The sequence below is a fragment of the Chryseobacterium sp. MYb7 genome, assembly GCF_002979455.1.
Classification (GTDB): Bacteria; Bacteroidota; Bacteroidia; order Flavobacteriales; family Weeksellaceae; genus Chryseobacterium.
Genome location: NZ_PCOU01000010.1, coordinates 61807 through 73919 on the forward strand (window position 1 = coordinate 61807; position 12113 = coordinate 73919).

Annotated in this window: 20 protein-coding genes; 1 reads left to right on the plus strand and 19 read right to left on the minus strand. The window is 35.2% G+C overall.

From position 1 onward, the window contains the following. Positions 1-45: 45 nt before the first annotated feature. The 5 genes from CQ046_RS10045 to CQ046_RS10065 form a co-directional block, all read right to left on the minus strand. Entirely contained in the window at positions 46-375 is a 330-nt protein-coding gene (locus tag CQ046_RS10045) for a hypothetical protein (protein ID WP_105702133.1), read from the minus strand. A 71-nt stretch (positions 376-446) separates the two neighbouring features. After that, positions 447-1235, minus strand: coding sequence for a sensor histidine kinase (locus CQ046_RS10050; protein ID WP_105702134.1), 789 nt, complete (start codon positions 1233-1235; stop codon positions 447-449). A gap of 9 nt (positions 1236-1244) precedes the next feature. Next, entirely contained in the window at positions 1245-1970 is a 726-nt protein-coding gene (locus tag CQ046_RS10055) for a hypothetical protein (RefSeq protein ID WP_123906602.1), read from the minus strand. Next, complete coding sequence (locus CQ046_RS10060; RefSeq protein WP_105702136.1) at positions 1879-2724, minus strand: hypothetical protein; 846 nt, start codon at positions 2722-2724, stop codon at positions 1879-1881. The genes CQ046_RS10055 and CQ046_RS10060 overlap by 92 nt, the downstream gene beginning before the upstream one ends. 6 nt (positions 2725-2730) lie before the next feature. Continuing rightward, a complete protein-coding gene (locus CQ046_RS10065) occupies positions 2731-3363 on the minus strand; it encodes a response regulator transcription factor (protein WP_105702137.1) in 633 nt (210 codons plus the stop codon). 447 nt (positions 3364-3810) lie between these two features. On the opposite strand from CQ046_RS10065, the gene CQ046_RS10070 reads away from it, so the two are divergent. Next, the gene (locus tag CQ046_RS10070; protein WP_105702138.1) at positions 3811-4245 is read left to right on the plus strand and encodes a hypothetical protein; all 435 of its coding nucleotides are present in this window, start codon (positions 3811-3813) and stop codon (positions 4243-4245) included. A 47-nt stretch (positions 4246-4292) separates the two neighbouring features. Here the strand turns inward: CQ046_RS10070 and CQ046_RS10075 are convergent, their stop codons facing one another. The 14 genes from CQ046_RS10075 to rplF form a co-directional block, all read right to left on the minus strand. Continuing rightward, positions 4293-5117, minus strand: a complete 825-nt coding sequence (locus tag CQ046_RS10075) for an N-acetylmuramoyl-L-alanine amidase (RefSeq protein WP_105702139.1) — start codon at positions 5115-5117, stop codon at positions 4293-4295. Between the two features lie 116 nt (positions 5118-5233). Further along, positions 5234-5746, minus strand: a complete 513-nt coding sequence (rplQ, locus tag CQ046_RS10080; RefSeq protein WP_105702140.1) for a 50S ribosomal protein L17 — start codon at positions 5744-5746, stop codon at positions 5234-5236. 6 nt (positions 5747-5752) lie between these two features. Then, entirely contained in the window at positions 5753-6748 is a 996-nt protein-coding gene (locus CQ046_RS10085) for a DNA-directed RNA polymerase subunit alpha (protein ID WP_105702141.1), read from the minus strand. Positions 6749-6781: 33 nt separating this feature from the next. Continuing rightward, the gene (rpsD, locus tag CQ046_RS10090) at positions 6782-7390 is read right to left on the minus strand and encodes a 30S ribosomal protein S4 (protein ID WP_105702142.1); all 609 of its coding nucleotides are present in this window, start codon (positions 7388-7390) and stop codon (positions 6782-6784) included. Positions 7391-7409: 19 nt separating this feature from the next. Then, positions 7410-7799, minus strand: coding sequence for a 30S ribosomal protein S11 (rpsK, locus tag CQ046_RS10095; RefSeq protein ID WP_034694697.1), 390 nt, complete (start codon positions 7797-7799; stop codon positions 7410-7412). Between the two features lie 12 nt (positions 7800-7811). After that, positions 7812-8189: a 30S ribosomal protein S13 gene (rpsM, locus tag CQ046_RS10100; RefSeq protein WP_068940272.1), complete on the minus strand. Its 378-nt coding sequence runs from the start codon at positions 8187-8189 to the stop codon at positions 7812-7814. 7 nt (positions 8190-8196) lie between these two features. After that, entirely contained in the window at positions 8197-8313 is a 117-nt protein-coding gene (gene rpmJ, locus CQ046_RS10105) for a 50S ribosomal protein L36 (RefSeq protein ID WP_007839480.1), read from the minus strand. A 64-nt stretch (positions 8314-8377) separates the two neighbouring features. Beyond that, positions 8378-8593, minus strand: coding sequence for a translation initiation factor IF-1 (gene infA / locus CQ046_RS10110; RefSeq protein WP_027381317.1), 216 nt, complete (start codon positions 8591-8593; stop codon positions 8378-8380). 3 nt (positions 8594-8596) lie between these two features. Next, positions 8597-9976, minus strand: a complete 1380-nt coding sequence (secY, locus tag CQ046_RS10115; RefSeq protein ID WP_089692682.1) for a preprotein translocase subunit SecY — start codon at positions 9974-9976, stop codon at positions 8597-8599. 9 nt (positions 9977-9985) lie between these two features. Beyond that, positions 9986-10435, minus strand: a complete 450-nt coding sequence (gene rplO / locus CQ046_RS10120; protein ID WP_047096813.1) for a 50S ribosomal protein L15 — start codon at positions 10433-10435, stop codon at positions 9986-9988. A 21-nt stretch (positions 10436-10456) separates the two neighbouring features. Then, positions 10457-10633 (minus strand): 50S ribosomal protein L30, encoded by a 177-nt coding sequence (gene rpmD, locus CQ046_RS10125; RefSeq protein WP_027371710.1) that lies wholly within the window; start codon positions 10631-10633, stop codon positions 10457-10459. An 11-nt stretch (positions 10634-10644) separates the two neighbouring features. Further along, a complete protein-coding gene (rpsE, locus tag CQ046_RS10130) occupies positions 10645-11166 on the minus strand; it encodes a 30S ribosomal protein S5 (RefSeq protein ID WP_042721505.1) in 522 nt (173 codons plus the stop codon). Between the two features lie 19 nt (positions 11167-11185). Next, entirely contained in the window at positions 11186-11539 is a 354-nt protein-coding gene (gene rplR / locus CQ046_RS10135) for a 50S ribosomal protein L18 (RefSeq protein WP_034694689.1), read from the minus strand. Positions 11540-11554: 15 nt separating this feature from the next. Continuing rightward, positions 11555-12100, minus strand: coding sequence for a 50S ribosomal protein L6 (rplF, locus tag CQ046_RS10140; RefSeq protein WP_105702143.1), 546 nt, complete (start codon positions 12098-12100; stop codon positions 11555-11557). Positions 12101-12113 lie beyond the last annotated feature (13 nt).

Consider the following 12113-nt stretch of genomic DNA (forward strand, 5'->3'; position numbering starts at 1 on the left):
CCCACCTTAAAAAGTGAGTTTCTATACAATTATATGAAGCTATTATTATTTTCTGGGTGTAGGAGACAGAAGGCCGGCTAAAGCCCCTATAGCTCCTGATGAAATGGTTGCAAAAATCGTTACCAGTTGATTGTCTTTCGAGGAGCCATCATTCCAGTAAGCAATGAGAATAAGTCCTGCTATAATACTAATTACTGCCAGCCCGAGCATAAGTACAATAATCCTGTAGATCCAATAGTCCGTATCTTTCGGATTTCTTATTTCTACATTTTTAATGGCTTCTATAGGATTTGTTTTGAACTTCTCCTGAAGATCACTGTTGTTTTTTAAAGCAGCTTCTAAATCTCCAATACTATCGTTAATAAGAGTTTTCATGGCTTTTAATTTTATATATCAAATTTCCCTCTAAAAAGCATATCAGTAAATTACACAAAGGGGTAATTTATTTATACTATTATTTTAAAAACCAGACAGGTTCCGAGATTTTCGGATACAACAGTACATTCTCCAGACAATTCATTCATTCTTCGTTTCATATTCCGCAGGCCGTTTCCTTTTGGCTGTTCATCCTGAATTCCTTTTCCATTATCAGCAATCCTCATGGAAAAGTTATTTTTTTCCTGTGAAAATGAAAGCTTTAAGGTATTGGCATGGCTGTGTTTGTATACATTATTAACAGCTTCTTTTAAACAGAGAAATAGATTACGCCTCATTTCTGTAGAAACTGGTGTTTCAGTAATGATATTTTCACATTCAGAATGCAGTACTATTTTTGTTTTCTTTAGGAAGTTTCCGGTATAGAGTATGGCATAATCAATGAAGCTGCCCAGTGTATCATTTCCGGAATTCAGGCTCCAAAGCATTTCACGCATAGAAATATTCATTTCTTCGGAAGTTTTCAGAAGTTCATCAATATCGTTTTGCAGATCATCATCTGATGCTTTTTGTTTTATAAATTCTGCCTGAAGTTTTAATGCGGAAATTCCTGCACCGAGGTCATCATGCATATCGTGAGAAATACGTTCCCTCTCCTGCTCCAGAATTTTTTGTTTTTCGAGTTCTTTCTGAAGGAGCTGATTTTGATACTCGGCTTCTTTGAGCTGTTGCTGCTGAATGAAAAAAAGCTGTTTCTTGTTATATAAAACAACGATTAAAACAATGAAAATAACAAAAGTTATTAACAGAATAACTGCAATAATGTAAGCCAACCTTATTGTATCCGGCAATTGTTTCATATTGTGTTTTTATTTTCCGCTATTCTCGAAATTCTTTAAGGCAATATAGAACATTCCATACATGATGATATTAACGCAATACTGCATGGTTTTTAAAATTTGCAAAAAACCCGGATCATTATCCTGAAGAAAAAACATAGGGATTGATCTGAAAATAAAAAAAATACTCCAAAAAAGTAATCCACAGGATACCCAGAAATGTGGGTCATTAAATATTTTTATTTCGTCAAAGTTTTTCAGTCTGATATAAAACCAAACCAGTGCGTTAATGATAAAATAAAAGCAAACTAATATTCCTAATGTGTTTTCATAGTTTTCACTGTAAAACTTTACAAACAGGGCAACATAGGCTAATATTGCAATCAGGACATACAGAAAGAATATTTTGAGTTTTTGAGGAAAGATTCTTGCATAGTATCTGTTGAAAAATATAATAAGAAAAATACTGTAGTAATTGAAGAGATAAGCAAAGTCAAATTCCTGAACATATATTTTATAGTGTCCATAAAGCTCAAGACATAAAGAAAGGAATAAGTATATTGTAAAATAGTTTTGGCTGGAAAGACCTTTCTTTCCAGCTAAAACCATCGACTTTATAGTATCTATAAAGAGTATTGATATGTAGATAATCTGAATGAGCATTTTATGGATATAGTGAGCCCATATCGAAGAATACTTCTTTCCCGACAAGGTCATCCGGCAGGTATTTTCCAATTGTGGTAAGTCGTTTTTCATTTCCGCCATAGGCTGCAGCATATGCCACATCATCGAAAATATAATAAGGATTGTCTCTAAAATACTCTCTGATGATGTCAAGCTCTATCACTTCACCAAGAAAAAACTGGACTTCTTTGTAAAGGCGGCCGTCTATATTTCTTTCATTCAGTATTTTATTGATATCCGCCCAGGTATAGTATATCCCTTCTGCCTGCATCAATGGAGCCCTGTAAGCATTCATATTACTATAAAATTGTGAGGAGAGATAGTTATCATGCAGGGTTCGTCTTTCTTCAGGGCTAATGAAATCCATACTTGCTTCAAACTTATGCCCCAAATTAAAGATAATATAATGTCCCATAGCGCTATCATTATGATCCAATGGTGTAGCGACAAAGTATAGAAATTCGGTTGCTCCAGTAGAAACATTCGTACTGCCCGTATACTTAATATAATCCTGCTGGCTAATGAAGATAAACTCAAATTTAATCCCTTTTCCCTGCGGACTGAAGGTGTTGAATAACGTTTCAAAAGTACTGATATCTACCGAATAGCTGTTCAGAAACGGATTTACCAATTTTGATGCAGCTCCGGAGTTGCTTAAAACACCTTTTTTCGCCTGAAACATAAACATGATTCCTATATCATGATCCATATGTCCTGCTGCAACTAATGGGTTAGTTCTTTCTTTTCTTAACGAAACCAGATCTGCAAGTTTGTTTCCAATAGCCTCTGTCCCAAATTCGGGATTTTTTAACTCTAATGTCTCCATAATTTCTTAGTTTTTAAAATTGTTAAATTTATTGATCGCCTCCACTTTATTGTTTACGTGAAGTTTTCTGTAGATATTTCCAACATGCTTTTTAACGGTATCAATACTGATACATTTTTTATCCGCTATTTCCTTATAAAGAAGTCCCTCTGAAAGAAGCTCAAGAACTTCTTTCTCACGTTCTGTGAGTTCATCGAAACCTTTGATTTCTGTAAGATTTCTTTCAAAATGCTTGAGAACTCTACGGGCAATTGAAAAACTCATTGGAGCACCACCGTGATATACATCCCGGATGGAAGAAAGAATTTTATCCATGCTTTCTCCTTTTACGAGATATCCCATTGCACCGGCTTTTAAAGAATTAAAGATCTTCTCATCATCATCGAAGCTGGTACACATGATGAATTGTGTATTGGGCATTTCTTTTCGTAGTTTTTCTATGATTTCTATTCCCAGCATATCTTGCAGCTGAATATCCATCATCACCACATCCGGAGAAATATCGGGAAGATTTTGCATGGCATCATTTCCATCAAAGAACTGAGCAATTACCTTCATATCCTGTTGGTAATTGATGACTTTCTTCAACGCATTGTTGTAGTTTTTTTCATCTTCTACTATGGCTATGGAAATGCTCATGACTTTGTTTGTTTGTAGCAAATTTCAACAGAAAACAAATTGAAATCAATTACACCTTTGTGTAATATTGACAATCGAGTTTAATAATTATGGTTTAGTTTTTTATTTCTATTAAATTTAATCAATTTTTCATTCCAAAATGCATATTAATTTAAATTAATAATAACATAATAAAATAAACGGTAAATAAATGGCAATCTATTATTTGAAAAATCAGTTTTACATGCAGAAAAACTCATTTTGAGGAACAAATACTTAAAGGATTTCAATTTAAAAGAAAAATAATCTCAATCAAGCTGAAAATTCTGTTCATAGGAAATTACTTTATTTAAGCAGAAAAAGAAGAGAATTATATTTCAATATTGACAGAAATTTCTCATCTTGTCAGGCATGATTTTTGTAAAAATTAAAGAATAAAAATCATAATAAATATCAAATAATATAATCATGAAAAAAGGTCTTTTAGCACTTGGTGCTGTACTTACATTATCAGCTGTGAGTTGTAAAAAAAGTGAAAGCGGAAACAAAAGCGTTATCAAAACAGACAGCTCAACAACTGTAGTGACAGACAACAACGGAAAAATAGATTCTGTGACAGAAAGTTCTTCAACAGTAGACATCAACGGGAAGAAAACTGTAAAGACAGATTTTGTTTATAAAGCCACAGACGGAACTTTAGTAAAAGTGGTATTCAAAAACGATCCTAAAGAAAATACAGTAGCTATTACAAGCAATAAGAAAACATTTACATTGCCTAAGACAGAAACCAAAAGTGACGAAACAATTTACAAGAAAGATGATATGACCGCAAGGGTAAAAGGAGACAGCCTTCACCTTGAACAGGGTAATAATGTTATTGAACTGAAAAGAACAAAAATTTAAAATAGTAATGTCCCTCAATGTTGAGGGACATTTTATTTTTATAAGTATTATATCTTTTTCAACAAATCACTATTGATCCAACCATATATTGGCTCCCCATCTTTCCCTGGCTTAAATAAAACATATACATAGAACCAACCCAGCTTACTTTGAATGAATTCAACCTGGGTATCTTTTTTAAGCTCTACGATGGCTTCAAATTCACTTCCCGCCCCATTTCTTACATTTGCATATTCGGCATTTACTTTATACATATCAGCTGTATCATCTTCTCTTCCTAATAGCTTTGCTCTGAAATTATCCATTGGAAAAGCAGGCCCCGGATCATTTTTCCTGAAGGGAGCGATATCATCATGGCCAAGGATATTTTTGATATTATAAGTTTCCATCAACAGTTTGCAAACCTGAAAACACGTGTCTAATTGTTTTTCTGTAAAACTATGCCAATAAGAAGTTTCCTTTTCATGTTTGTGCTTGGCGGTTACAACAACATCTTTTGAATATTCTTTTTCAAACCATGCATAAAATCTTTCATTTACTTTGGTAAGCCTTCCCGGATTTTCGAGTTCAATACCAATAGAAAAATCATTGAACCCTGAACGGTCTGCCCATCGGCTTCTTCCCGCATGCCAGGCCTTCTTGTTAAATTCCACCATTTGGGTAATCCTGCCATCACTATCTATAATAATATGTGCTGAAGCTTTTGCTGTAGGATCTTTAAACCAGTTTATCGAATTTTCAGCTCCCCGTCCCGCAGTAAAATGAATGATAATGTATTCCGGAATAATAATTCCCTCTTTATTGGGAGTCTCTATAAAGCTAATGCTCTCCCCGGAAATTGTTTTTCCTAACTTATCTTTTAAGATGATCATGCTCAAGATTTTTTTAAACCCTCAAAGTTATTCTAAATATATTAATTAAACGTTAACGAAATAAAAAAAACCATCCGTATTTCGGATGGTTTTTTTCAATATCTAAATGAATATTACTATTCTTCAGTTTTTTCTTCAGTAGTATCAGCTTTAGCTTCTTCTACTTTTTCTTCTACTACAGGAGCATCAGCAACAACTGCTGCTTTAGCTGGTGTAGATCTTCTGCTTCTTCTTGTAGCTTTTTTCTCTTCAGCATTAGGGTTGTAAAGCTCGTTGAAATCTACTAATTCGATAAGAGCCATATCAGCAGCATCACCTGGTCTGAAACCTGTCTTAATGATTCTTGTATAACCACCGTTTCTTTCAGCGATTTTAGGAGCTACAGTTCTGAATAATTCAGCAACCGCAAATTTATTTTGAAGGTAAGAGAATACTACTCTTCTGTTGTGTGTAGTATCTTCTTTTGCTTTTGTTAATAGAGGCTCAACATATACTCTTAAAGCTTTAGCTTTAGCTACAGTAGTGTTGATTCTTTTATGCTCAATTAGAGAACAAGCCATATTAGAAAGTAAAGCACTTCTGTGAGAAGCTGTTCTTCCTAAGTGATTGAATTTTTTACCGTGTCTCATTATTAATTATTTATCAGCGTCTAACTTATATTTTGCAACGTCGAAACCGAAGTTAAGACCTTTTGAATGCACTAATTCTTCTAGTTCTGTCAAAGATTTTTTACCAAAATTTCTGAATTTCATCAAATCAGACTTACTGTAAGAAACCAGTTCTCCAAGAGTTTCTACTTCAGCTGCTTTAAGACAGTTAAGGGCTCTTACTGAAAGATCCATATCTGCTAATTTAGACTTAAGAAGTTGTCTTGTGTGAAGTGTTTCTTCATCGTATTGGATAGATGCTTTTACAGCTTCAGTTTCAAGTGTGATTCTCTCATCAGAGAATAGCATGAAGTGATAAATTAATATCTTTGAAGCTTCAGTTAAAGCATTCTGAGGGCTTATAGACCCGTCAGTTTCTATATCTAATACAAGTTTTTCGTAGTCTGTTTTTTGCTCTACACGATAATTTTCAATGCTGTATTGTACTTTCTTGATCGGCGTGAAAATAGAGTCGATAGCAATAGTTCCTACAGGAGCATTGTTTGACTTATTTTGTTCAGAAGGAACATACCCCCTTCCTTTTTCAATATTGAAAGTAATTTCGAAAGTTACATCACTGTTTAGGTTGCAAATCACTAGATCTGGGTTTAAAACCTCAAATCCATTGACAGACTTACCTAAATCACCAGCAGTAATAACCGTTTGACCTGAAACTTTAGCAACAACCTGCTCGTTAGCCTGGCCTTCTGCTGCAGCTTTTAATCTTACCTGCTTAAGGTTAAGAATAATTTCGGTAACGTCTTCGATTACTCCTGGAATAGTTGAAAATTCGTGCTCTACACCTTCTATTTTGATAGATGAAATAGCGTATCCTTCCAGAGAAGAAAGCAACACTCTTCTCAAAGCATTACCGATTGTAAGCCCGAAACCTGGTTCTAAAGGTCTGAATTCAAATTGACCTTTAAATTCATCAGAGTTAAGTAAAATTACTTTATCGGGTTTTATGAATTGTAAAATTGCCATATTATTGGGTTGAGCAAAAATTTGATTAAAAAATTATTTAGAGTAAAGTTCGACGATAAGGTTCTCCTTAATGTCCTCCGGAATTTGGATTCTTTCAGGAGCAGAAATGAAGGTACCTTCTTTCTTCTCATCGTTGAATTGTAACCACTCATAGTTTGACTTAGAAGCCAATGCATTGGTAACAACATCAAGAGACTTAGACTTTTCTCTTACGGCGATTACATCACCAGCTTTTACCAAGTAAGAAGGGATATTAAGAATCTCTCCGTTCACAGTGATGTGTCTGTGAGAAACTAATTGTCTAGCACCAGATCTAGTTTTAGCAAAACCTAATCTGTAAACTACGTTATCCAATCTTGATTCACAAAGTTGTAATAGAACTTCCCCTGTTACTCCTTTGCTTCTGTGTGCTTTTTCAAATAAGTTAGCAAACTGTCTTTCTAAAATACCGTAAGTATATTTAGCTTTTTGTTTTTCAGCTAACTGAACTGCATATTCTGATTTTTTAGCACCTCTTCTTTTGTTAGGACCGTGTTGTCCTGGCGGTTGGTTTTTTCTCTTTTCGAAGTTTTTATCATCTCCGTAGATTGCAGCACCAAACTTTCTAGCAATCTTAGTTTTAGGTCCAATATATCTTGCCATAATGGGTAAATTCTAAAAATTAAACTCTTCTTCTTTTTGGTGGTCTACATCCGTTGTGTGGCATTGGAGTCACATCAACGATCTCGCTAACTTCAATTCCTGAATTGTGGATAGATCTGATAGCAGATTCTCTACCTGCACCTGGACCTTTCACAAACACCTTTACTCTTCTTAAACCAGCTTCGTGAGCTACAGCAGAGCAATTTTCAGCTGCCATCTGAGCAGCAAATGGAGTATTCTTTTTAGAACCTCTGAATCCCATTTTACCGGCAGAAGCCCAAGAGATAACCTCTCCGTTTTTATTTGTTAAAGAAATGATGATGTTATTGAAAGAAGCTTGAATATGCGCTTCTCCAATAGCTTCAACTTTTACTTTTCTCTTCTTAACTACTTTAGTTTGTTTTGCCATAATTCCTAACGATTATTTACTAGCTTTTTTCTTGTTAGCAACAGTTTTTCTCTTTCCTTTTCTGGTTCTAGAGTTGTTTTTCGTTCTCTGGCCTCTTAAAGGTAATCCAAGTCTGTGACGTATTCCTCGTTGGCATCCTATGTCCATTAATCTCTTAATGTTCAATTGCACTTCAGATCTTAATTCTCCTTCAACTTTTACGTTGTCTAAGATATAAGTTCTGATTGCAGCCAATTCATCGTCATTCCATTCGTTGACTTTTTTGTCTTCGCTGATACCGGCAGCTTTAAGGATTTCAGAAGAAGTACTTCTTCCAACACCATAAATGTAAGTTAAACCGATAACTCCTCTTTTGTTTTTTGGTAAATCAATACCTGCAATTCTCGCCATAATTTAATTAACCTTGTCTTTGTTTAAATTTTGGGTTCTTCTTGTTGATTACGAACAGTACACCTTTTCTGCGTACGATTTTGCAATCAGCGCTTCTTTTTTTAATTGATGCTCTTACTTTCATTTTGATAGTATTTATTTTTTAACAAGAGCCAAATGGAGATCCGTGGATTCCATTTGGCGTTTGTTTAATATCTAAATGTGATTCTCCCTTTTGATAAGTCATAAGGAGACATTTCTAGTTTTACCTTATCACCAGGTAAAAGTTTAATATAATGCATTCTCATTTTACCAGAAATATGAGCGATAAGAATATGCCCATTTTCTAGTTCTACACGGAACTGAGCGTTCGAAAGTGCTTCCGTTATAACGCCGTCTTGTTCAATATGTTTTTGTTTTGCCATAAATTAATATCCAGTCGTTCTTGATAATTTAGACTGCATTAAGCCATCATAATGATGGTTCAGCAGATATGTATTAATCTGTTGAACTGTATCTAAAATTACACCCACCATAATTAATAGTGACGTTCCCCCGAAAAATAGGGCAAACGCATCTGTCTGAACAAAGGTTCCATGCACAATTGCTGGAAGGATTGCAAAGATAGACAAAAATATTGCACCTGGCAAGGTAATTTTTGATAAAATATCATCTAAATAATCAGCTGTCTCTTTTCCTGGTCTTACTTTCGGTACTAAACCTCCATTTCTCTTCAAATCATCAGCCATTTGGTTTACCGGAATTGTAATTGCAGTATAGAAAAACGAGAAGATAATAATTAATAGTGCAAACAATACATTGTACTGCCAGCTAAAAACATTCTTGAAACCTGCAAGAAAAGTATTAGACTCATCGAATTTTGTTAATAATCCTGGTACGAACATCAATGCCTGAGCAAAGATAATCGGCATTACACCAGCAGCATTTACTTTCAATGGAATCCATTGTCTTGCTCCCTGCATAAGATTTCTGTTTACACCTCCTCTTGCTTGAGCTCTGCTTACATACTGAATTGGGATTTTTCTGACAGCAACTGATAAGATCACTGCTAAAAGAACAACCACCATCCAGAATAATACTTCAATAAGGATCATGATAGATCCCATTCCTCCTTTTCCATTCTGCACGGCCATTTCCTGAACGAATGCTTCCGGTAATCTTGAAAGGATCCCCACCATAATAAGGATAGAGATACCGTTTCCGATACCTTTGTCGGTAATTTTTTCACCTAACCACATTGCGAATACTGAACCAGCAACCAAGATAACAATACTTGGCAACCAGAACATGATAGAATTTGGCTCTACAAAGTATGCAGACTGGAACTGAGCATACGGTAAGAATAATTGAGTAATAGAAGTTAAGTAAGAAGGTGCCTGTACCAGACAAACTCCAATCGTTAACCATCTTGTAATTTGGTTCAATGTATTTCTACCTGACTCTCCATCTTTCTGAAGCTTCTGAAGATAAGGAATAGCCATTCCCATCAACTGAACAATAATAGAAGCAGAAATATAAGGCATGATACCTAACGCCATTACGGAAGCGTGGCTGAAAGCCCCCCCCGTAAAAGACGAAAGCAAGCCAAGGAGACCTGCTCCTTGCTTGTTACCGCCTTGATTTTTATAATGCTCTAAGAGATCTCCCACCTCTGCAAGATTAATTGCAGGAAGTGAGATATAAGATGCGAATCTATACACAAGGATAATACCTAACGTAAAGAGAATTTTATCTCTTAATTCCTTTAGGCTCCATATATTTTTAAGTGTTTGTATAAATTCTTTCATTAGTAAGTATTATAAGGTAATTGCTTTTCCACCTGCTTTAGCAATAAGCTCTTCAGCAGACTTAGTGAATTTGTCAGCAGAGATTGAAACCGCAGATTTCAATTCTCCTCTACCCATAATTTTCACTAGTTCGTTTTTAGAAACTATCCCGTTTGCTACTAAAACTTCTTTCGTGATTTCTCCCGTGATGGATTTGTTCTCGATTAAAGTTTGAATAGTATCAAGGTTAACTCCTCTAAACTCTTTTCTATTTACGTTTTTGAATCCGAATTTAGGTAATCTTCTTTGTAAAGGCATCTGTCCACCTTCGAAACCGATTTTTTGAGAATAACCAGCTCTAGCTTTCTGACCTTTGTGACCCTTTGTTGAAGTACCTCCTTTTCCGCTACCTTGACCTCTACCAATTCTTTTTGAGTTGAAAGTAGATCCTGCAGCAGGTTGTATGTTATTTAAATTCATTTTAATTTCTCTTTTATAAAATTATTTTTGAACTTCAAGTAAGTGTCCTACAGCAGCGATCATTCCTAAGATGGAAGGAGTAGCTTCATGTTCTACAACTTGGTGAAGTTTTTTTAATCCTAATGCTTCAAGCGTTCTCTTTTGGGTTTTTGTTCTACCAATAGCGCTTCTTACCTGCTTTACTTTAATTGTTGCCATTGTTTTATATATTAACCGTTAAACACTTTACTTAGAGAAACTCCTCTCATTCTAGCGATTTCTTCAGGTCTTCTGATGTCTAATAACGCTTTGAAAGTAGCTTTCACAACGTTGTGAGGGTTAGAAGATCCTTTAGATTTTGAAAGGATATCGTGAATACCAGCAGATTCCAATACCGCTCTTACCGCACCACCGGCGATAAGTCCTGTACCGTGAGAAGCAGGTCTTAAGAAGATATCTGCACCACCGTATCTAGCAGTAGTTTGGTGAGGGATAGTGTGGTTCATTACAGGAACTTTAACAAGGTTTTTCTTTGCGTCTTCAACTGCTTTAGCAATTGCAGAAGCAACCTCTTTAGATTTTCCTAAACCGAAACCGATAACACCTTCTTCGTTACCCACTACAACAATAGCAGAAAATCCGAAAGCTCTACCTCCTTTTGTTACTTTTGTTACTCTGTTAACAGCTACGAGACGATCTTTTAATTCTAATCCTCCCGGTTTTACTCTTTCTATATTATCTAGTCCTAACATATTTTCCGAAATTTAATGATTAGAATTTAAGTCCACCTTCTCTTGCACCATCAGCTAGAGCTTTTACTCTACCGTGGTATACGAATCCGTTTCTGTCAAATACAATACTTTCGATTCCTGCAGCGATAGCCTTAGCAGCAATAGCTTTACCAACAGCAGCAGAAACTTCAGTCTTAGTACCTTTAGCGTCTACACCTTTTTCTCTAGAAGAAGCTGATGCTAAAGTTTTACCATTTTTATCGTCGATTAACTGAGCGTAAATTTCCTTATTACTTTTATATACAGATAATCTTGGCAATTCAGAAGATCCAGAGATTTTCCCTCTTACTCTTCTTTTGATTCTTATTCTTTTTTCTAATTTACTTAATGCCATAATACTTATAATTTATTAAGCAGATTTACCAGCTTTACGTCTAACAATTTCTCCTACGAATTTCACACCTTTTCCTTTGTATGGCTCAGGCTTTCTGAAAGAACGGATCTTTGCAGTAACCATTCCTAGAAGTTGCTTGTCGTGAGACGTTAAAGTAATAATTGGGTTTTTACCTTTTTCAGTCAATGTATCAACTTTTACTTCACCTGGAAGTTCTAATACGATACCGTGAGAGAATCCTAAAGCTAACTCAAGTTTTTGACCTGTGTGAGAAGCTCTGTATCCTACCCCTACTAGTTCTAGTTTCTTTTCGAAACCTTCATTTACACCTACGATCATGTTGGCGATTAACGCTCTGTATAAACCGTGAAGTGCTTTGTGTTGTTTAGAATCAGATGGTCTGTTTACGTTAAGTTCACCATCTTTTTGTTCTAAAGTAATTCCTGCTGTAAGCTCTTGAGAAAGTTCTCCTTTTGCTCCTTTTACAGTTACTACACCGTTATTTTCAGTGATTGTAACTCCAGCTGGAATTGTTATAATTGCTTTACCAATTCTTGACATTTTCCTCTGATTA